This window comes from Polaromonas sp., assembly GCF_012927485.1.
Taxonomy (GTDB): Bacteria; Pseudomonadota; Gammaproteobacteria; order Burkholderiales; family Burkholderiaceae_C; genus Polaromonas.
Genome location: NZ_JABBPC010000009.1, coordinates 189,958 through 211,529, shown reverse-complemented (window position 1 = coordinate 211,529; position 21,572 = coordinate 189,958). Strand labels below are relative to the sequence as shown.

Below are 21,572 nucleotides of genomic sequence, written 5' to 3'. Positions count from 1 at the left end.
TGGCTAGCGCGAACGAGATTTTTTTAGTGCAAGCGCGACCTCGGTGACCAGCGCCGGGCCCTGATAAATGATTCCCGTGTAAATCTGCACCACGTCAGCACCGGCCTTGATTTTCGAGACCGCATCGGCGCCACTCATGACACCGCCTACACCGATAATGGGAAAGCGCGCGCCGAGGGCCGCACGCAGCTGGCGAATGACGCGGTTGCTGGCTTCCAGCACCGGCGCACCACTTAAGCCTCCGGCCTCTTCGGCATGCCGCATCCCCTTGACAGCGTCGCGGCTGAGCGTGGTGTTGGTCGCGACCACGCCGTCCATGGCATGACGCTTCAAGGTGGCGGCAATCACCTCGACTTGGGTTTCATCGAGATCTGGTGCAATTTTCACAAATATAGGCACCCGCTTGCTGTGACGCTTAAGCAGTAGTTCTCGGCGCTCGGCAATGCGGCCCAACAAAGCATCGAGCGCGTCGTCGCCTTGCAATGCGCGCAGGTTTTTGGTGTTGGGACTGGAGATGTTAACGGTGACATAGTCAGCATGCGGGTATACGCCGTCGAGGCAAAGGAGGTAGTCGTCTACCGCGTTTTCCATCGGTGTTGCGGCGTTTTTCCCGATGTTCAGGCCCAGCAACAGGGCACTTTTAGCCTGCTGCCGGCGACACGTGGACTTTTGCACGTTGGCGATAAAAGCATCCAGTCCGTCGTTATTGAAGCCCAGACGGTTAATCAGCGCATGCGCTTCCGGCAGCCGGAACATGCGCGGCTTGGGGTTGCCTGATTGCGCTTTTGGCGTGACAGTGCCGACCTCAATAAAGCCAAAACCCATCGCCGCGAGGCCGTCAATACAGCGAGCGTTTTTATCCAGACCGGCCGCCAGACCAACCCGGTTGGAAAACTTTAAACCGGCCAGTTCTAGGGGATCGCTCACCCGGCTGGCACAGTAGGCCAGCGACAGGGGGGTGCCTTGGGTGCGTGCCAGCGAAGCCATCGTCAGTTCGTGGGCGGTTTCGGGGTCGAGTCCAAATAAAAAGGGTCGGGCGAGTGCGTAGGGGATAAGAGACATCGGATAATTTGGAAATTAATTTTGAATTGTCGCAAAAACAAACTTAACTCACCATAAAGACACCTATGACCCAAGACGAACTCAAAACATTGGTCGGCCTGGCCGCGCTGCAGTATGTAGAAGCCAACAGCATTGTCGGCGTTGGCACTGGCTCCACGGTCAATAAATTCATCGATGCGCTGGCAACCATCAAGGACCGCATTGCGGGAGCGGTATCGAGCTCGGTGGCGTCCACAGAACGCTTGCAGGCGCTGGGTATCAAGGTGTTCGATGCGACGCAGGTGGAAGAACTGGCGGTTTACATCGACGGTGCAGACGAGATTGACCACGCGGGTTACATGATCAAGGGCGGCGGGGCGGCGTTGACGCGCGAAAAAATCGTGGCGGCCCAGTCGCGTAAATTTATCTGCATTGCTGATGAGTCCAAATACGTTGCAACCCTTGGCAACTTTCCTCTTCCGGTGGAGGTGATTCCAATGGCTGCACTACACATCGCGCGGCAATTCGCCGTGCTGGGTGGCATGGCGACCTTGCGTCTTAAAGACGGTACGTCGCTGGTCACTGACAACGGGCAGCACATTCTGGATGTTATCGGCCTGAAGATTACCGATCCGCTCGCATTTGAATCCCAGGTGAACCAATGGCCTGGCGTGGTGACGGTGGGTGTATTCGCATTCCAGAAAGCCGATGTGTGCCTGTTGGGAACGGCGGACGGGGTTAAGACCCTTGTGTTCTAACCCCGAACCAGAACCCGGAAAGGCGCTTCAGAACTGGATGCCCGCCGGGTTGTTGCCAGGCTGCACTACGGGACGGACCGGGCGCTCGGTGATGCCTTTTTTGCTGGCCGTGGCGCCTGCGGCGGACGCTCCGGCTGCCGGGACTGTGGCGACAGCCACCAACGGCATGGGTCCCGGGCGGTGGTAGCTGTTGGGCAATGCCGATGACGGTGGGTAACCAGCGGCATTCAGGAATTGCGTCCACTCCGAATCAGAATAACCCTTGAGCTGCTGGCTTCCTATGGTCATGAGGGGCAGCGAATTTTCGCCACTCAATCGCTTGAGGGCTTCAGCATCTTCCGAGGTGGTGACGGTTTTTTCCGTAAAAGGAATGCCGCGGCTTGTCAGCATGCTGCGGCCTGCGCCGCAAGGCGTGCAGTTGTCGCCGGTGTACAAGGTGACCGGATATTTGATTGCAACCTGTCGCAGCTCAAAAGGCAGGCCGACTGAAGCGTTGCCTCCCGCTGAGCTGGCATTGGCAGGGCTGGCCTTCGCATTGCTTTCGGTGCTTGGCGGCTTGTCGGAAAAGGTCACTTTCCCGTCCGCCCCTACAGACCGGTAAACCGGCTGAGCCTGCGCCAAGGAGGTCCAAAGAACTGCCACCAAAAGGACGGAGGCGCTGACGGGTAAAAATTTAAAGGTAAAAAAACTCATTTTTAACCCAATCACCTTTTTTACAAAGTTTTAACTCGTTCATGCCATCCCCTGATGACGCAGCAAGGCGTCGATAGACGGCGCACGGCCTCTGAAGGCTTTGAACGACTCCATGGCCGGGCGGCTACCGCCTGCTTCCAGAATGGCCTGCCGGTATTTTCTGCCGGTTTCCACCGTCACGGTTGTTTTACCGGAATCTTCCCCTGCATCGGAGGCAGTTTCCTCAAACGCGGCATAAGCGTCGGCAGACAGCACTTCGGCCCATTTGTAGCTGTAATACCCTGCCGCATACCCGCCCGAAAAGATGTGGCTAAAAGTATGCGGTGTACGGCTATAAGCCGGGGCAGAAATCACCGCCGTTTCATTTCGCACCGTGCGCAGCAAGCCCATCAAGTCGTCCGCTGGGTTGTGCGAGGTGTGCAAGAGCATGTCGAAGAGTGAAAATTCCACTTGGCGAAGTGTCTGCATTCCGCTCTGGAAGTTTTTGGCGGCAAGCATTTTTTCAAACAAAGCGCGGGGGAGCGGCTCTCCCGTGTCGACATGGGCTGTCATCTGCTTGAGGACATCCCATTCCCAGCAGAAGTTCTCCATGAACTGGCTCGGCAACTCGACCGCGTCCCATTCAACACCGCTAATGCCCGAGACATCGCGCTCGTTCACCTGGGTAAGCATGTGATGCAGGCCGTGGCCGAATTCATGAAACAGGGTGGTTACGTCGTCGTGGGTGAGTAATGCAGGCTTGTTGCCCACACCGTCTGCAAAATTGCAGACCAAATGTGCTACGGGTGTCTGGAGTTTTCCTGTGTCGGGGCGCAGCCAGCGGGCCCGTACGTCATCCATCCAGGCGCCGCCGCGCTTACCCGTGCGGGCGGGCTGGTCGAGGTAGAACTGACCTACCAGCTCACCGTTGCGTTCAATGCGGTAGAACTCCACGCCGGGCTTCCAGACCGGGGCCGAGTCGTTGCGAATCGCCACTTCGAACAAGGTTTCAACAATCTTGAAAAGGCCCGCAAGCACTTTGGGCGCCGTGAAGTACTGCTTCACCTCCTGCTCACTGAAGGCGTAACGGGCTTCCTTGAGTTTTTCGCCAATGTAGGCGAAGTCCCAGGGCTGGGGGCTGGGCTGGTGCAAATTTTCAGCCGCAAAAGCGAGCAAATCAGACACGTCTTTTTCTGCATAAGGACGGGCCCGTTTGGCCAGATCACGTAGAAACGTGACAACGTCTTCGGGCGACTGCGCCATTTTGGCCACCACGGACACGGCTCCAAAATTGGGATAGCCCAACAGTTGCGCTTCTTCCAGCCGCAGCGCAAGAATCTCCCGCATGATGGGGCTGTTGTCAAACTGCAAAAACTCTGCCGGCGCCTGGTCGCTGGCACGTGTGGTGTAGGCCTTGTAAAGCGTTTCGCGCAAAGCGCTGCTGCTCGCGAATTGCATGGTGGGCAGATAGCTCGGCATTTTCAGGCTGAGCCGATAGCCCGTCTTGCCTTCGGCCTGTGCTTGTTCCCGTGCCGTTTGAAGGACGTCCTGGGGAATACCTGCCACTTCATCTTCTGTGGCGTAGTAAGCAAAGGCATCTGTGGCATCCAGTGCGTTTTCGCTGAATTTCTGACTCAGTTCGGCTTGACGCTCCTGGATTTTTGCAAATCGTTCCTTGGCGTCGCCGGTGAGCTCTGCCCCCGACAGCACAAAGTTGCGGATGGCGTTCTTGTGTGCCTGACGTTGCTCGGTATTCAGGCTGCCTGTGTCGATGGCTTTGTATTTGGCATACAGGCGCTCATCGGCGCCCAGCCGCGTCCCGAACTCGGTCACGCGCACAAGGGCTGCGTTGTAAGCGGCTCGCAACTCGGGCGTGTCCGCAACACTGTTGAGGTGACCTACGGCGCCCCAGGCACGACCCAGGTTTTCGGTGGCGACGTCCAACACGCGGGCGATGTCTCCCCACGAAGCGGGGAAATCAGGCGCAGTCACCTGCTCCAACGCGGCGTCTGCCTTGCCCAGCAATACAGTCACCGCCGGGGCAACATGCTCAGGCAGGATACGGTCAAACAGCGGAAGGTCAGAAAAGTCGAGGAGTGGATTATTCATGACGTTTAACTGTGGGCGGGTGGGTTGAATCTAAAGGGCGGCAGACCCAGGAAGCCCAAAACCTGCCGGAAAGTCAGTCGCGGACGACGGTTCAGTCCTGTGAACTTTTCTTCACACTGCGCTGCTTAGGCTTGGCTCGTTTTACGGTGCCACCCGGCGTCAGGCGCTGGTTGCCGAGCACGCGCAAGGTTTTGACCTCGGGCCGCTGACCATAACGTGAACTGTTTTTCAGTACTTTTATATCTCGCGGGCCGGGCATGCGGTCTTCGTTGCTCTTTTTTTCTTTTTCCGGCATTGGGCGCCACAGCACCAGTAACTTGCCAATGTGTTGGATAGGGGCCGCAGCCAGCTCGTTGGCGAGCGTTTGAAAAATCTGCTCGCGCCCGGCTCGATCGTCGGATTGCACCCGCACTTTGATCAATCCGTGCGCGTTAAGCGCTGCGTCGGTCTCCTTCTTGACGGCATCAGTCAGTCCGTCAGAGCCAATCATCACGACCGCGTTGAGGTGATGCGCCTCGGCACGGTGATCTTTGCGCTGGGCAGGGGTAAGTTGTATTTGAGCCATGGCCCAATTATCGGTGGAGTCCACCAGAGGACAATAGGCCAGATGAAAGTAAATACAAAGCCAGACTTGAACACGGCAGCGAAAGTAAGCGCGAAGGTGAGTGCGAAAGGCAATCCCAAGGGCAAAAAAGTTAATAAAGCGTGGCTGCATGACCACATCAACGATCCCTATGTCAAACAAGCCCGAAAAGACGGCTACCGTGCCCGCGCCGCCTATAAATTGAAGGAAATGGATGAAACGTTAGGGCTTATCAAGCCGGGTGACTGCGTCGTCGACTTGGGAAGTACGCCGGGCGCCTGGAGCCAGTATGTGCGACGCAAACTCTCGCCAGGCGGTGCCGCGGCGGGCGCACTCAATGGACGCATCATCGGACTGGACATGCTGCCGATGGACCCGATCGAAGGTGTGAGTTTCATTCTCGGAGATTTTCGCGAGCCCGAAGTGCTACAAAAACTAGAGCAAGCTTTGCTTGCAAACCAGGGTCATGGCAAAGTTGACCTTGTTATTTCGGACATGGCTCCCAATCTCTCGGGGATTGAATCAGCGGACGCCGCGCGCATCGCCCATCTGGTTGAACTGGCGGTGGAGTTTGCCCAAAATAAGATGAAACCGGATGGTTCGATCGTCGTCAAACTTTTCCATGGAAGCGGCTATGACGAGCTGGTCAAGCTCTTTCGGGCTTCGTTCAAGGTGGTCAAACCGATGAAGCCCAAGGCTTCACGTTCCAATTCGTCGGAAACTTTTTTGGTCGGCAAGGGGCTGAAAAATCGCGATCACGGCGGGGAACAAGGGACTTGAGACAAAGAAATTTGCCTAAATCCGCTTCAAGCCTAGGGACGCAACCTGCGTCCTGCGGTTTTGGCTCTTGAAACGCCTAAAATCAGACTCATGTGCCATCCCATAGGCTTTGGGTTCTTACATCGGAGTAATCCTTGAACAATCAGTGGTTTTCGAAAATTGCAATCTGGCTGGTAATCGCTATGGTGCTGTTTACCGTGTTCAAACAATTTGATACACGCGGTAGCGGAGGGTCCAACTACATGGGTTACTCCGATTTTCTTGAAGAAGTGCGCGGCAGGCACATCAAGACGGCAACGATTGCGGAGGGCCAGGGCGGCACCGAAATATCCGCCCTTACTACGGACGATCGGAAAATTCGCACGACAGCGACTTACCTGGATCGCGGTTTGGTAGGAGACTTGATCGCTAACGACGTGAAGTTCGACGTGAAAGCCCGCGAAGAAGGGTCGTTGCTGATGACCCTGCTGGTGAGCTGGGGTCCCATGCTTCTGCTGATTGGCGTCTGGATCTATTTCATGCGCCAAATGCAGGGCGGCGGCAAAGGCGGCGCGTTCAGTTTTGGTAAATCCAAAGCCCGTATGCTCGACGAGTCGACGAATCCCGTGACCTTTGCCGACGTGGCCGGTTGCGACGAGGCGAAGGAAGAGGTCAAGGAAGTTGTTGATTTCCTGAAAGATCCTGCAAAGTTTCAAAAGCTCGGTGGTCGCATTCCCCGTGGCTTGTTGTTGGTAGGCCCTCCAGGCACTGGTAAAACATTGTTGGCCAAAGGTATTGCCGGCGAAGCCAAAGTGCCCTTTTTCTCGATTTCAGGCTCCGACTTCGTTGAAATGTTTGTTGGTGTCGGTGCGGCGCGTGTGCGCGACATGTTCGACAACGCCAAGAAAAATGCGCCGTGCATTATCTTTATCGACGAAATTGATGCCGTTGGTCGGCAGCGTGGTGCCGGCGTGGGTGGTGGCAACGACGAGCGTGAACAGACGCTGAATCAGATGCTGGTCGAGATGGATGGCTTCGAAACCAACGTAGGCGTGATTGTGGTTGCGGCCACCAACCGGCCTGACATTCTGGATGCCGCCTTACTCCGCCCTGGCCGTTTTGACCGTCAGGTGTATGTCACCCTGCCGGATATTCGTGGCCGCGAACAGATTCTGAACGTACACATGCGCAAGGTGCCACTTGGCCAGGACGTGAACGCCAGCGTGATTGCCCGTGGTACCCCCGGCATGTCGGGTGCGGACTTGGCAAACCTTTGCAATGAAGCTGCTCTCATGGCGGCCCGTCGCAGTGCGCGGGTGGTGGAGATGCAGGACTTCGAAAAGGCCAAGGACAAAATTTTGATGGGTCCCGAGCGCAAGAGCATGGTCATGCCTGAAGAAGAGCGCAGAAATACCGCTTACCACGAGTCCGGTCATGCCTTGCTTGGCAAAATGCTTCCGAAGTGCGATCCAGTGCATAAAGTCACCATCATTCCTCGTGGCCGCGCACTGGGCGTGACGATGAGCCTGCCCGCACAAGACCGCTACAGCTACGACCGCGGATACATGCTCAGCCAGATCAGCATGTTGTTCGGCGGCCGCATTGCGGAAGAGGTGTTCATGAACCAGATGACCACCGGCGCCAGCAACGACTTCGAACGTGCCACGGCATTGGCCCGGGATATGGTCACGCGTTACGGTATGACCGAGGCTTTGGGTCCCATGGTGTATGCCGAAAACGAAGGTGAAGTGTTCTTGGGCCGTTCGGTTACCAAGACCACCAACATGAGCGAGTCGACGATGCAGAAGGTTGATGGGGAAGTGCGCCGCATCATCGACCAGCAGTACGCCGAGGCGCGTAAGCTGATCGAAGACAACAAGGACAAGGTGCACGCCATGGCCAAAGCCCTGCTCGAGTGGGAAACCATCGATGTCGATCAACTTGACGACATCATGGCTGGCAAGGCACCCCGCCCGCCAAAGGATTGGACACCTCGCAACCCCTCCGTGGGCGGTAGCGGCGGCCCGAGTGGCGGCACCCCCGCTGTGAATACTGATCCGGCACCGACGGTGGCCTGAAGAGACGGTAAGACAGTTTTAGAATCATGAAAACCGGGGCCAGTCCCCGGTTTTTCTTTGCGTGCAGCTTTGTGCTGTACCGCAGTGAATAGATGTAAAGGAAGGTCCTACGGTGATTTGGCAAACCTCTCGTTTTCAGATTGATTTGTCGCAACCGCGCGTCATGGGGATTGTTAATGTCACGCCTGATTCATTTTTTGACGGCGGCAAGTACTTCACGCAACCCGGAAATTTTTCCGACGTCTTCGCGCACTGCGACCAGTTGATCAGTGACGGTGCCGATTTGCTGGATATTGGCGGTGAGTCGACCCGCCCCGGGGCTGTGCCGTTGTCGCTGGCGGAGGAGCTTGCGCGCGTGTTGCCTGTGGTTCGCCATGCGGTCAAGCTCGGTGTCCCGGTGTCGGTAGATACCTATAAGCCCGAGGTCATGCAGGCCGTGCTGGACTTGGGCGCCGACATCATCAATGACGTCTGGGCCCTGCGCCAGCCCGGCGCGGCGCAGGTGGTGGCAAAGCATCCGAGTTGCGGAGTCTGCCTCATGCACATGCACCGCGAACCTCTAACCATGCAGAGGGCTCCCATGGAAGGTGACGTGGTGGCTCAGGTCCTAACTTTTTTGGAACGCGCTGCGCACGATTTGCAAAGCGCTGGCGTTGACAGCGCACGAATAGTGCTCGACGTGGGCATCGGTTTCGGTAAAACCGTGGCCCAAAACTTTTCGCTGCTGGCGCGGCAAAAGGAGTTTCTCGCCGCTGGCTATCCGCTGCTGGCCGCCTGGTCTCGCAAGTCGTCACTTGCTGCCATGAGCGGTTCCTCGCGGGCTGCCGAGGGCCGGCTGGAGAGCGAAGACCGCCTCGTGCCCAGCTTAGCGGCTGCCTTGCTGGCCGTTGACCGGGGTGCTCGCATCGTGCGGGTACACGACGTGCGCGAAACCGTGCAGGCCCTTAAAGTGTGGGCGGTTGCGCGATAAAGTCAGGCCGATCCCCTGCGCGCTTACCCTCAACAACGCCGAGCGCTTTGCCGAAAGTAAGCCCTAGCGAGCATTTAAAATAGTTTTAAATGTCTTACAGCAGGCCAACGTACCGCGGCATTACACAGAAAAGCACCATGACAAGAAAATACTTTGGCACCGATGGCATTCGCGGCACGGTGGGCCAGCCGCCTATTACGCCCGACTTTGTGCTGCGGCTCGCGCATGCCGTGGGCCGCGTCCTTCGAAGGACCGAATCGCGTCCAACGGTACTGATCGGCAAGGACACCCGCATTTCCGGCTATATGCTGGAAAGTGCGTTGGAGTCTGGCTTCAATTCGGCCGGCGTGGATGTCGTGCTGCTGGGACCGCTTCCTACGCCAGGTGTGGCTTACCTCACCCGAGCCCAGCGGGCCAGCCTCGGGGTGGTGATCAGTGCCAGCCACAATCCCTTCTCCGACAACGGGATCAAGTTTTTCAGCGCGTTGGGCAGCAAGCTCCCCGACGCTTGGGAACAAGCGGTGGAAAGCGCGCTTGAAGAACCCCCGGTGTGGGTCGATTCGCCCAACCTCGGCAAGACAAAACGCCTTGACGATGCGGCAGGCCGTTATATTGAATTTTGCAAAAGCACGTTTGCGAATGACCTGACGCTCAAGGGGCTGAAAATCGTGGTCGATGGTGCCCATGGCGCGGCCTATCACATTGCGCCCAAGGTCTTTCATGAGCTGGGTGCCGAAGTCATCGCCATCGGTTGCGCGCCGGATGGCCTGAACATCAATGACCAGGTCGGCGCCACCCACCCGGAAGCCCTGATTGCTGCGGTCAAGGCCCACAAAGCGGATTACGGAATTGCGCTGGATGGAGACGCCGACCGCTTGCAGATAGTGGACGCCGAAGGGCGGCTGTTTAACGGCGATGAAGTGTTGTATCTAATGGTCAACGAACGGCTGGCGCGGGGCGAAAAAGTGCCGGGCGCTGTGGGTACCCTGATGACCAACATGGCCGTGGAAGTAGCCTTAAAGGCCAAGGGCGTCGAGTTTGTTCGCGCCAAGGTCGGCGACCGTTATGTACTTGAGGAACTCGCCAAGCGCGGCTGGTTGCTGGGAGGGGAGGGTTCGGGTCACCTGTTGGCGCTGGATAAACACACTACTGGCGACGGCCTGATCAGCGCGCTGCAAGTGCTGCAAGCTTGCGTTCGTGGCAAAAAGACACTGGCTGACCTGCTGAGCGATGTGGTGTTGTTTCCGCAGACCCTGATTAATGTGCGACTCAAGCCCGGACAGGACTGGAAAACCAGCGCAAGGCTGGCAGCAGTGACCCAAACCGTCGAGGCCGAACTTGGCGATACCGGACGCTTGTTGATTCGCCCCAGCGGTACCGAGCCTCTGCTTCGGGTGATGGTTGAAGCGCGCGATGCCGCGCAGGCCAAGTCCTGCGCCGAGCGGGTCGCGGACACCGTGCGGCTCTGAAAATTCGTTCTGAAAGTCTGCTTCAGACCTGCCATTCAAGAGCGAAAAACAAGCTCACTGCCCGACCTGCCAACCGCCACCCAAAGACTGGATCAATGCCACCGCGGTGGTCTGGCGGTCCGCCATGGCCTGTACCAAGGCGCGGCGCGCGGTTAGCGCCGTGCCCTGTGCGGTGATGACTTCGGTATAGCCCACCTGGCCGCTGCGGTAGCGGTTAAGGACTTGTTGCTCCACCTGATCTGCGGCCAACGACGCCTGTCGGCGTAGTGCCTGCTGGGTCAGCAGCACGCGGGTGGCCGCGAGTTGGTCTTCAACACCCTGGAAGGCTGCAAGGACGGTTTGCCGGTAACGCGCCACGGCCTGCGCGTGCGCGGCCTCGCTGCCTTCAACGCGAGCGCTGGTGGCCCCCGCGTTAAAAAGCACTTGCGCGGCTGAGAGGCCCATCGACCAAACGCTGCTGGATGCACTGAACAAATCTGCCACATGGCTGGCGCCTAACCCATAGGATGCGCTTAGGCCGAGTTTGGGGTAAAAAGCGCTTCTGGCGATACCGATCTGTTCGTTGGCGGCGGCCACGCGGCGTTCTGCGGCGGCAATGTCGGGCCGCCGCTGAAGCAGCGTGGAGGGCACGCCCACAGGAACTTCTGGCACCACGGGGTTCCAGGCCGCAGAGACCAGAGAAAAGTTGCCCGGTGCCTCACCGATAAGCACCGCAATCGCGTGTTCGAACTGGGCGCGTTGGCGTACCAGTCCGGCCGCTTCCGCCTGTGCATTGGCCAACTGGGTTTGCGCTTGAAGCACATCGGTTTTAGCGGCGATGCCTGCGGAGTAGCGGTTTTGCGTGATTTCAAGAGCGCGCTGGTAGCCGACGATGGTGCTGGAGAGCAGTGCATTTTGCGCATCGCTTTGGCGCAACGAAAAATAGTTAACGGCGAGTTCGCCTTGAGCGGCCAGTCGGGCCGATGCCAGATCTGCTGCGCTGGCTTGTGCGCCGGCCGAGGCGCCATCGACCGCACGCCCCAAGCGACCCCACACATCTGGCTCCCAACTGCCCCCAACGCTGAGCTGGTAGTTATTTCCCACGCGTCCGCCGCTGGTGCTGGCGCTGCTACTGCTACTGCTACTGCTACTGCTACCCGAACGGCTGGCGCCGCCATCCAGGTTGACCGAAGGGAACAGCCCAGCTCGCTGCTCACGCACAAGCGCCCTTGCCTGGGCATAGGCGGCGACGGCAATGGCGACATTCTGGTTGGATACCTCAACGCGTGTAGCAAGTTGGTCGAGCGCCGGATCGTTAAACAGCGACCACCACGGCCCACGCTCCAGCGCATCTGCGGGCACTGCGGGCACCCAGCCTTCGGCTTCTTTAAAAGCGCTGACGTCCGTGCTCACTGGACGTCGGTAGTCCGGACCCACCGCGCAGCCTGATATTGACGAGGCGAGCAGGATCATTGCGGCGGAAGCTATCAAGTGAGAGGGAAAGCTTGGGCGCATGGAGTAACTCATTACAGTTGGAGCGTGTGACCCGCGAGTGGTTCGCTGGAGGAAGGATCGTCTGGATGACGGCTCAGGTCGCGCTCGGATGGGCTAAGGCGACGCAGCTTGTCGAGCAAGACATAAACCACGGGTGTGGTCAACAAGGTCAGCAACTGGCTGGCAATCAGCCCGCCAATAATGGCGATGCCGAGCGGGCGCCGCAATTCGGCACCCTCCCCAAACCCGATGGCCAATGGCAAGGCGCCCAGGATAGCAGCCAGCGTGGTCATCAAGATAGGGCGAAAACGCAGCAGGCAGGCTTCACGTACTGCTTCCACTGCAGAAATGTCGCGCGCACGCTCGGCTTCGAGGGCGAAATCGATGATCAAAATCGCGTTCTTCTTGACGATGCCTATCAGCAGAAAAACGCCGATCAAGGCAATGATTGAAAACTCCATCTTGAACGTCATCAGCGCCAGCACGGCGCCAACGCCGGCGGAGGGCAGGGTAGAGATCACGGTTACTGGATGCACCAGGCTTTCGTAAAGAATACCCAGCACGATATAAATCACCACCAGTGCGGCCAAAATCAGCAGCGGTTGTTGCCCCTGCGACTCTTGCGCGCTGCGTGCCGTGCCCGAAAAACTGCCGCGCACATTATTGGGTAGGCCGATGGTGGCTTCAGCTTGCTGCACGGCCGTCTCGGCATCGCTGATGGTGCTGCCCGCGGCCAGGTTGTAAGACACTGTGGTCGAAAGTTCGCCGTCCTCGTGGCTGACTGAAGCGGCGGTGGCGCCTTCGCTAAAGCGTGCAATAGCCGACAGCGGCACCATGGTGGTGGCGGACGAGCTAAGCGCTTGACCGGTGGAGGGGTCGCGCAAGGCCGGATTCACCACATTTGCCGTGGCGCTGGACATTGCAGTGGCCAGCGTCGTGCCCGTGCCGCCTTTGGCTGGAATGTAGATATCCTTGAGCGACTCGGGACTGCGGGTAAAGCGCGGCGCAACCTCCATGATCACGTGATATTGGTTTAATTCGGCGTAAATGGTCGCCACCTGGCGCTGCCCAAAGCCGTTGTAAAGCGCGTTGTCAATATCCCGGGAACTGATACCCAGGCGCGCCGCGCTCTGCTTGTCCACTGAGACCATGGTTTCGACACCATTTTCTTCCTGGTCGGTGTCTACGTCGGTCAGCGCGCTCTGTCGTTTCATCTGGTCGGCAAGGCGGGTGGCCCACAGGCTCAAATCGGCCGCGTTGTCGCTTTTGAGCGTGTATTGATAGGTTGAATTGCTCTGGCGGCCACCACCGCGAAGGTCTTGTACGGGATTGAGGAAAAGGGTCACCCCCGTGACCCGTGCCAGCTGGGGACGCAGGCGTGCAATAACAGCCTGGCCTGCGTCGGTGCGCTGCGCGACCGGTTTAAGGTTGATAAACATGAACCCACCGCCCGAGCGCGAACCGCCCGTGAATCCAACCACCGTGTCCACCGCCGGGTCGCGCCGGATGATGTCGACCAACTGCCTGAGTTTTCCCTGTAGCGCCTGGAAGGAAATGCTTCGGTCGGCGCGCAGTCCTCCGCTGATCTGCCCGGTGTCTTGCTGCGGAAAAAAACCTTTGGGAACCTTCACATACAGGTAAACATTCAGCGCGATGACCGCGAGCAATATCAGCATCACCAGCAGCTTCCTGCCGAGCGCCCAGTCGAGACTGATTTCGTAAATTCGGAGCACGCGTTTAAATGCGTTTCCAAAACCCGTTGCGAGGCGATCCGGTGGCTTGCCGCCGACATGGGGCTTGAGCAGCCAGGCGCACATCATGGGCGTGGTGGTAAGCGAAATCACCAGAGAGATCAGTACGGCGACGGACAGCGTCACGGCGAATTCCCGGAACAGCCGCCCGAGCTGCCCCCCCATGAAGAGTAAGGGGATGAACACCGCCACCAGCGAGAGACTGATGGACAGCACGGTGAAGCCGACTTCTCGTGCGCCCAGCAGCGCTGCCTTGAAACGGTCCATGCCCGCTTCGATGTGGCGGCTGGTGTTCTCCAGCACGACGATGGCGTCGTCCACCACAAAGCCCGTGGCCACGGTAAGTGCCATGAGGCTCAAGTTGTTGAGACTGAAGCCCAGCAAATACATGACGCTAAACGTGCCCAGCAGCGATACCACGGTCGCCACGGCGGGAATGAGGGTGGCGCGGGCGCTGCGCAAAAAAGCGCTGACGACCAGCACCACCAGCGCAATTGAGATTAGCAGCGTGATCTCAATGTCGTGCAGCGACGTGCGGATAGAGTTGGTGCTGTCCGAGGCTACCTGGAGCTGCACATCGGCAGGCAACTGCGCCTGCAATTCCGGCAGCAAGGCGCGCACGCCGTCCACCGTTTCAATCACATTGGCACCGGGTTGGCGAGTGACCAGCACGATGACGGCGGCCTCGCCGTTAAAAAGACCCAAGGTGTTGGAATTTTCGACGCCATCGATGACCTCGGCAACATCGCCCAGCCGTATGGCGGCGCCATTGCGCCAGGCCACCACCAGTCCCTGATAGTCTGCGGCCCGAAGGCCGCCCGTGGCCGTGTTCGCGGCGGTGTAAATCTGCAAGCGCTGGCCGTTGCCTTCAATTGCGCCCTTGGGTCGGTTGGCGTTGGAAGCTTGAAGGGCTGCGCGCACGTCTTCCATGCTGACGCCGTAGCGGTTCAGAGAGAACGGAATCAGCTCGACACGCACGGCAGGCAAGGAGCCGCCCCCCAGCTCCACATCGCCGACACCGGGCACCTGTGCAATTTTTTGCTGCACAAGATTGGAAACCTCGTCATAGATCTGGCCCGGTGAGCGGGTCTTGGAGGTCAGCGCCAGGATCATGACGGGCGAAGAAGCCGGGTTGGCTTTGCGGTAAGTCGGGTTACTGCGAAGTGTCGCGGGCAGGTCGGCGCGGGCCGCATTGATGGCGGCCTGCACTTCGCGTGCGGCGGCATCAATCTGGCGATTCAAATCAAACTGCAGGCTGATGCGAGTCGATCCGGTGCCGCTGTTGGACGTTATTTCATTGACACCCGCGATGCTGCCCAGCCGCCGCTCTAGCGGCGTGGCGACGCTGCTGGCCATGGTAGTGGGGCTGGCGCCAGGCACTGAGGCGCTGACTGAAATGGCCGGGAAGTCAACCTGCGGCAGCGGGGAAACCGGCAGCACGAACAAAGCGCCAATACCCGCCAGCGCCAGCCCAATGGTCAGCAGCACCGTCGCGACGGGCCTGCGAACAAAAGGCTCGGACAGGTTCATGGCGTAGCGTTCTCTTCAACCCCTGGGCCGGAAGCCGACTGGCCGGTCCAGCGCCTGACTTTCGCGGCCATCCGGTCGAAGCCGAGGTAGATGACCGGCGTGGTGAACAGGGTGAGTACCTGACTGACAATCAAGCCGCCGAAGATGGCGAGGCCTAGCGGGCGGCGCAACTCGGCACCGTCGCCCCAGCCGAGCATCAGCGGTACGGCGGCAAACAAGGCCGCCAGCGTGGTCATCAGAATCGGCCGAAAACGCAGCAACGCGGCCTGATGAATGGCTTCCTGCGGGGACTTGCCCTGATTGCGTTCGGCGTCGATTGCAAAGTCGATCATCATGATGGCGTTCTTCTTGACAATGCCGATGAGAAGAATAATGCCGATGATGCCAATCACGCCGAGATCCGAGCCGCTAATGATCAATGCCAGCAGGGCGCCCACACCGGCGGAGGGGAGGGTAGAGAGAATGGTCAGCGGGTGGATGTAGCTTTCATACAGAACCCCGAGCACGATATAGACACAGACCACGGCGGCCAGAATCAGCCACAGCTGGTTGGACAGGGAAGACTGGTAAGCCCCGGCGGCACCCAGGAAGGTCAGGGTCACGCTGGCGGGCAAGGCGAGGTCCTGGGCCGCCTGCTTGATATCGTCTACCGCCTTGCCCAGCGACACACCCGGCGCCGTGTCAAAGCCCAATGTGGTGGCTGGGTACTGGGCCACATGGGTGATTTGCAGCGGTGCAGGCACTTCCCTGATGGTGGCGATTGCCGACAGTGGCGTGGTGCTGCCTGACCCGGTTTTAAGAGGAAGCTCGCCCAAAGTGGCCACGGTCGTTGAGGGGTCGGGAAGCGCCTCCAGAATCACGCGGTATTGGTTGGTTTCGGTAAAAATCGTCGAGACGATGCGCTGGCCAAACGCGCTGTAAAGCGCGTCGTCAATCGACGAAGTGGTGATGGCCAGACGTGACGCGGTGTCGCGGTCCACGGTGATGAAGGCGGCCGCTCCCTTGGCGCCGGCATCCGACGCCACGTTACGCAGATCGGCCAGCTGCTGCATGCGCTGCGTCAGGCGTGTCGCCCATTCGACCACGGTGGCGTTGTCCGAACCTTCCAGAGAGACGCGGAATTGAGTCGGGCCGGTCTCGGCGTCGATGGTCAGGTCCTGCGTGGGCTGCAGGTACAGGGTGACACCCGCAACCTGGCCCACGCGTAGGCGCAACCGGTCCATGGTCGCCTGCTGGCTTCCGGTGCGCGTGCGCTTGAGGTTGATCAACATGCGGCCGGTGTGCAGCATGGTGTTGTTTGCCGCATCCACCCCGATGAAAGAACTCAGCGTTTCCACGTCGGGGTCTTCGAGAATGGCTTTGGCCGCCGCCTGCTGCAAGTCGGCCATGCGCGCATACGACACCGACTGGGCGGTTTCAATCCGGGCTTGCAGTTGGCCCGTGTCCTGCGTCGGAAAGAGTCCCTTGGGAATCAGTACATACAGCAGCACCGTCAGCAGCAGCGTTGCCAGCGCCACCAGCAGCGTCGCGCCTTGACGCTTTAAGACCCAGCTCAACCAGCGGTCATAACGCGTAATGACACCGTCAAAAAACTGCTGCAACCGAGCGCCGATTTTGCTGCCTTGGGCTTGGGGAACGTGCTTGAGCCAGCGCGCCGACATCATGGGCACCAGCGTCAGCGAGACGACCGCCGAAATCAAGATCGTGATGGCCAGCGTCATGGCGAATTCGCGAAACAGGCGACCCACCACATCGCCCATAAAAAGCAGGGGGATCAGCACCGCAATCAGCGAAACCGTCAACGAAATAATGGTGAAACCGATCTGCTTGGCACCCTTGAGCGCGGCCAGCATGGGTTCTTCGCCTTCCTCGATATAGCGCGAGATGTTCTCGATCATTACGATGGCATCGTCGACCACGAAGCCGGTCGCAATGGTCAGTGCCATCAGGCTGAGGTTGTTCAGGCTGTAACCCAGCAAGTACATCGCGCCACAGGTGCCGATGAGCGAAATTGGCACCGCCAGGCTGGCAATCACGGTAGCGCGCAAGCTGTGTAAAAAAGCAAAAATCACGAGCACTACCAGCAATACTGCCAGCAGCAGTTCTATTTCGACGTGCATCACCGAGGCGCGTATGCCGGTGGTGCGGTCGCTCAGCACAGCCACTTTAATGGAGCCGGGTAAGCCGGACTGTAATTCGGGTAAGCGCGCCTTAATGGCATCAACCGTCGCGATCACATTGGCGCCTGGTTGGCGCTGCACATCCAGAATGATGGCGGGTTTAAGGCCGCTCCAGGCCCCGAGCTTGATGTTTTCGGCACTGTCGACCACTTGCGCAACATCGGACACCCGCACGGCCGCGCCGTTGCGGTAGGCGATGATCAAGTTTTTATAGTCGGCTGCCGCCAGCAACTGGTCGTTGGAATTGATCGAGTAGGCGCGGGTCGGACCGTCAATGCTGCCCTTGGCGCCATTCGCGTTTGCAGCTGAAATGGCGGTTCGCAGCGAGTCGAGTGCAAGTCCGTAGGACGCCAGAGCACGCGTGTCCGCCTGGATGCGAACAGCGGGGCGCTGGCCTCCGCTGAGCGACACCAGGCCGACACCGTTGACCTGGCTGATTTTGAGGGCCAGCCGGGTATTGACGATGTTCTGCACTTCCGTCAACGGCAGCGTGTCGGACGTGATCGCGAGCGTCAGAACCGGTGCGTCTGCCGGATTCACCTTGGCATACACCGGTGGAGCAGGCAGGTCGGCCGGTAGCAGGGAACCCCCGGCATTGATGGCCGCCTGGACCTCTTGCTCCGCCACATCTAGGGTGAGGCCAAGGCCGAACTGCAGCGTCACGATGGACACACCGGCGGCGCTGGTGGAACTCATCCGCTGGAGTCCGGCCATTTGCCCGAACTGGCGCTCCAAGGGCGCGGTGACGGTTTGCGCCATGACCTCGGGGCTGGCCCCGGGGTAAAGCGTCTGAACCTGAATCGTCGGGTAATCCACCTGTGGCAAGGCCGACAGCGGCAAAAACTTGAACCCGACCAAGCCCGCCAGCACGATGGCCACCATCAGCAGCGACGTGGCCACCGGACGGAGGATAAAAGGACGCGAAGGACTCATGGCGTGGTGCTGCTCTGAAGAGATAGACGCCATTACCTGACTCAAGAGCCTTGGGCTTGCGAGGCGCTGCGGCGGCGTTGCGGACTGGAGGCCTGGCTTGCCGGCGCGTCAGGTTTGGTGCTCTGGCCCTGGCGTTTACCACCCGCAGCTGCTGTCCCAGCGCCGCCTCCGCCTTTGGAAGAGTCGCCCGGCAGCACCACCTTGGCACCGTCTTTAAGCCGATCGGCGCCTTCCGTGATCACGCGCTCGCCGGCCTGCAAGCCAGAAGCGATCACGATCTTTTCAGCCGTCATTTGTCCCGCCCGAACCGGCCGCAGTGACACCGTGCGTTCAGCGCCATTCAGCACATAGACATAGTCCCCGGTGCTGCCATGGCGCAGGCCGGTCACGGGTACCACGACCGCGTTCTCGATGGTTTTCACCACCAGCTGCACGTTTACAAATTGACTCGGAAACAGCACGAGTTTGGTATTGGCAAAGCGTGCTTTGGCCTTGACCGTTCCCGTTTGTGTATCGACCTGGTTGTCCAGTGAGGCAAATACGCCCGTGTCCAGCGTGCTAGAGCGGGTCCTGTCGAGCGCGGTGACCTTCATCACAGCCCCGCCGACTGTCCTCTGCTGTAGCTCGCCGGCCTGGTCCTGGGGGACGGCGAACACCACATCAATCGGCATGACCTGCGTAATTAATGCGATGCCGTTGACGTCGCTGGTGCTCACTACGTTACCGACGTCTACAGTGCGCAAACCGACGCGCCCACTGACTGGTGCCACTACCCGCGTGTAGCCTAGGTTCAACCTGGCGGTGCCTTCTGCGGCTTTGTCAATCACGACCGTGCCTTCAAGTTGCTTCACCAGTGCGGCTTGTGTGTCAACTTCCTGGCGGGCAATCGAATCCTGTTCGAGCAGAGTTTTAAAGCGCTGCAAGGTCACTCGGGCGCTGTCTAGTTGCGCCTCATCGCGCTGGCGCTGGCCCGTTGCCTGCATCTGCGCCAACTCGAATTGACGGGGGTCAATCGTGGCCAGCAGTTCACCGGCACGCACCATTTGGCCTTCTTTGAACAGCACTTTTTCCATCACGCCGGAAACCTGGGGGCGCACCTTCACGGTGGCCTGCGGCGTGACGGTACCAAGGGCTTCCAGAATAATGGGAACGCTGGCCCGCTCGGCTGTCGCCACGCCCACCGTCGTGGGTGGTGGACCGCGCCTGCCAGCCGCACCTGGGCCGCCTGGCCCGGCTGCTGTGCTTGCCGCTTCGGAAGAAGGATGGGTTAAGTACCAGGCCAGCCAGCCCATGCCCGCCAAAGCAAGGATTGCCACAATGCTGCCAATAATGGACGCACGGCGGCTTAAACGGTGCCGCAGAGTCGGATTGGAGCCGGTGTGCGGCATTTCGGGTTTCGGGTCCATCACCTGTCCTTGTTGGCCGCCGCGACTGATCGGGGTATTTTTTTTGGGTTGGATGGGATCATCTCACCTGCTTGGCTGGCAGGAGGTCGGTGTTCACCGAGCGACCTGCTTTGCAGCTGCAAATAATTATCACAGCAAGCTGCCGAGGGCCGGTGTGCGGCTTGAAAGGGCCCGGTAAATATGCGGTAAAGTAAAGCTTTCGTGCCTGCATCCTGGTGAAAACCATAGCACTTACGGTCCGAATCTAGAAGGCTCTAGCCGGTTTTGTATGAAAATTAGCAGCTTGTCCAAGCCGGAAGCGGCGGCGCCGGCATGCCGTCCTGAAGGCTGTCGGCCAACGCGATAGAGCTGCTGCAAGCGCTTTCGATCTACTTTGTGATGCAATTGCGGGCCGTCCGTTTGATTTTTCAATGGTGTTTCGAATCACACAGCCATGCCCCAATTTGCCGCCAATCTTTCCATGATGTACCCAGAGCATCGCTTTCTCGACCGCTTCGAGGCGGCCGCCAAAGACGGCTTTAAGGCGGTCGAGTTTTTGTTTCCTTATGCGTATCCAATGGCCGACCTCAAGGCGCGACTCGAGCTTAACGGTCTGCAACAAGTGCTGTTCAATTGCCCGCCAGGTGACTGGGAAAAGGGTGAACGCGGCATCGCTTGCCTGCCCGGCCGCGAGGCGGACTTTCGAAACAGCATGGCCAGCGCCATCGACTACGCGCTGGCGCTGGCCTGTCCGCGAATCCATGTGATGGCAGGGCTGATAGCGGCCGGCGTGGACCGTGCGAGCGTGCAGCCCAGCTACCTCGCTAACCTCCAATACGCTGCCGCTGAAGCCGCCAAAGCGGGACTTGATGTGCTGATAGAGCCCATCAACAGCCGCACTATCCCGGGATTTTTCCTGAACCACCAGGACCACGCGCATGAAATTATCCGGCTTGTCGGCGCGCCCAACGTAAAAGTGCAGATGGATCTGTACCACTGTCAAATTGTGGAGGGCGACGTGGCCATGAAGATCCGCCAGTACCTGCCTACAGGCCAGGTCGGGCATTTCCAGATTGCGGGCGTTCCCGAACGCTTTGAGCCGGACGTCGGCGAGTTGAACTACGCCTACCTGTGTCAGGTGATTGACGACGTATCACAGGCCTGTGGCTGGCAAGGCTGGATCGGTTGCGAATATCACCCCCGCTTAGGCGCACACCCGGGTGGTACGTCGGCGGGGCTGGGATGGCTAGAGAAGTGCAGGCGCCCTGCTAAATAGGAGCGCCAACATCGACTTTAAAATTGCACTATCTTTTCTGCACCGAGGAAACACCGAGTGACCAAATTTGTATCTGAATCTGAATCTTCTTCCGCTAGCACCCGCACGCCCCAGCTTCGCATTTGCCAGGCTGATTACAACAACGCCGTCCATGCCGGCGCGCTGGTCCATTTACTGGACGCTTATGCGCAGGACTTGGCGGGCGGCGGGAAGCCACTAAGTGAGTTTGTAAAAAATCACCTTGTCAAGGAACTGGCCGCACGCCCTCAGGCCTTCAGCGTGCTCGCGTTCGACGCTGGACAGCCCATCGGTTTAATCAATTGCATTGAAGGGTTTTCGACCTTCGCCTGTCGTCCACTGGTCAACATTCATGACGTGGTGGTGCTGCCTGGGCACCGTGGCCAACGGGTTGGCGAGCAGATGCTGACGCTAGTCGACCAGATTGCCCGTGAGCGAGGCGCCTGCAAGTTGACGCTGGAGGTATTGCAAGGCAACACCAGTGCGATCAAGCTCTATGAGCGCGTGGGCTTCGCGGGCTACCAACTGGATCCCGCCATGGGCTACGCGCAGTTTTTTCATAAGTGGCTGGATTGATGGTTGCCAGA

At 59.1% G+C, this 21,572-nt stretch carries 15 protein-coding genes; 7 read left to right on the top strand and 8 right to left on the bottom strand.

The window, feature by feature from the left end:
• Positions 1–3 precede the first annotated feature (3 nt).
• Positions 4–1,062 carry a quinone-dependent dihydroorotate dehydrogenase gene (locus HHJ16_RS03565; protein ID WP_293640679.1) on the bottom strand — a complete coding sequence of 353 codons (1,059 nt, stop codon included), beginning with the start codon at positions 1,060–1,062 and terminating at the stop codon, positions 4–6.
• A 65-nt stretch (positions 1,063–1,127) separates the two neighbouring features.
• On the opposite strand from HHJ16_RS03565, the gene rpiA reads away from it, so the two are divergent.
• A complete protein-coding gene (gene rpiA, locus HHJ16_RS03560) occupies positions 1,128–1,799 on the top strand; it encodes a ribose-5-phosphate isomerase RpiA (RefSeq protein ID WP_293640677.1) in 672 nt (223 codons plus the stop codon).
• Positions 1,800–1,826: 27 nt separating this feature from the next.
• On the opposite strand, the gene HHJ16_RS03555 is transcribed toward rpiA, so the two are convergent.
• From HHJ16_RS03555 to HHJ16_RS03545, 3 genes are all read right to left on the bottom strand, one after another.
• A complete protein-coding gene (locus HHJ16_RS03555) occupies positions 1,827–2,492 on the bottom strand; it encodes a glutaredoxin family protein (RefSeq protein WP_293640675.1) in 666 nt (221 codons plus the stop codon).
• Positions 2,493–2,531: 39 nt separating this feature from the next.
• Positions 2,532–4,580, bottom strand: coding sequence for a M3 family metallopeptidase (locus HHJ16_RS03550; RefSeq protein ID WP_293640672.1), 2,049 nt, complete (start codon positions 4,578–4,580; stop codon positions 2,532–2,534).
• A 91-nt stretch (positions 4,581–4,671) separates the two neighbouring features.
• Positions 4,672–5,145 carry a YhbY family RNA-binding protein gene (locus tag HHJ16_RS03545; RefSeq protein ID WP_293640669.1) on the bottom strand — a complete coding sequence of 158 codons (474 nt, stop codon included), beginning with the start codon at positions 5,143–5,145 and terminating at the stop codon, positions 4,672–4,674.
• 42 nt (positions 5,146–5,187) lie between these two features.
• On the opposite strand from HHJ16_RS03545, the gene HHJ16_RS03540 reads away from it, so the two are divergent.
• The 4 genes from HHJ16_RS03540 to glmM all read left to right on the top strand — a co-directional run bounded on the left by HHJ16_RS03540 (position 5,188) and on the right by glmM (position 10,439).
• Entirely contained in the window at positions 5,188–5,943 is a 756-nt protein-coding gene (locus HHJ16_RS03540) for an RlmE family RNA methyltransferase (RefSeq protein WP_293640666.1), read from the top strand.
• 134 nt (positions 5,944–6,077) lie between these two features.
• Positions 6,078–8,000, top strand: a complete 1,923-nt coding sequence (gene ftsH / locus HHJ16_RS03535; protein WP_293640663.1) for an ATP-dependent zinc metalloprotease FtsH — start codon at positions 6,078–6,080, stop codon at positions 7,998–8,000.
• A gap of 112 nt (positions 8,001–8,112) precedes the next feature.
• Positions 8,113–8,970: a dihydropteroate synthase gene (gene folP / locus HHJ16_RS03530; protein WP_293640661.1), complete on the top strand. Its 858-nt coding sequence runs from the start codon at positions 8,113–8,115 to the stop codon at positions 8,968–8,970.
• Between the two features lie 137 nt (positions 8,971–9,107).
• Entirely contained in the window at positions 9,108–10,439 is a 1,332-nt protein-coding gene (glmM, locus tag HHJ16_RS03525; protein WP_293640659.1) for a phosphoglucosamine mutase, read from the top strand.
• A 54-nt stretch (positions 10,440–10,493) separates the two neighbouring features.
• Here the strand turns inward: glmM and HHJ16_RS03520 are convergent, their stop codons facing one another.
• The 4 genes from HHJ16_RS03520 to HHJ16_RS03505 are packed head-to-tail and all read right to left on the bottom strand — an operon-like array spanning position 10,494 to position 19,712.
• On the bottom strand, positions 10,494–11,933 hold the full coding sequence (locus HHJ16_RS03520; RefSeq protein ID WP_293640657.1) for an efflux transporter outer membrane subunit: 1,440 nt from the start codon (positions 11,931–11,933) through the stop codon (positions 10,494–10,496).
• A gap of 11 nt (positions 11,934–11,944) precedes the next feature.
• A complete protein-coding gene (locus tag HHJ16_RS03515) occupies positions 11,945–15,193 on the bottom strand; it encodes an efflux RND transporter permease subunit (protein WP_293640654.1) in 3,249 nt (1,082 codons plus the stop codon).
• On the bottom strand, positions 15,190–18,306 hold the full coding sequence (locus HHJ16_RS03510; protein WP_293640802.1) for an efflux RND transporter permease subunit: 3,117 nt from the start codon (positions 18,304–18,306) through the stop codon (positions 15,190–15,192). Before HHJ16_RS03510 ends, HHJ16_RS03515 begins: the two co-directional genes overlap by 4 nt.
• A gap of 41 nt (positions 18,307–18,347) precedes the next feature.
• Positions 18,348–19,712 carry an efflux RND transporter periplasmic adaptor subunit gene (locus HHJ16_RS03505; protein ID WP_293640651.1) on the bottom strand — a complete coding sequence of 455 codons (1,365 nt, stop codon included), beginning with the start codon at positions 19,710–19,712 and terminating at the stop codon, positions 18,348–18,350.
• Between the two features lie 433 nt (positions 19,713–20,145).
• On the opposite strand from HHJ16_RS03505, the gene otnI reads away from it, so the two are divergent.
• Both otnI and HHJ16_RS03495 read left to right on the top strand, forming a co-directional pair.
• A complete protein-coding gene (otnI, locus tag HHJ16_RS03500) occupies positions 20,146–20,967 on the top strand; it encodes a 2-oxo-tetronate isomerase (RefSeq protein WP_293640648.1) in 822 nt (273 codons plus the stop codon).
• Positions 20,968–21,024: 57 nt separating this feature from the next.
• Entirely contained in the window at positions 21,025–21,561 is a 537-nt protein-coding gene (locus tag HHJ16_RS03495) for a GNAT family N-acetyltransferase (RefSeq protein WP_293640645.1), read from the top strand.
• Positions 21,562–21,572 lie beyond the last annotated feature (11 nt).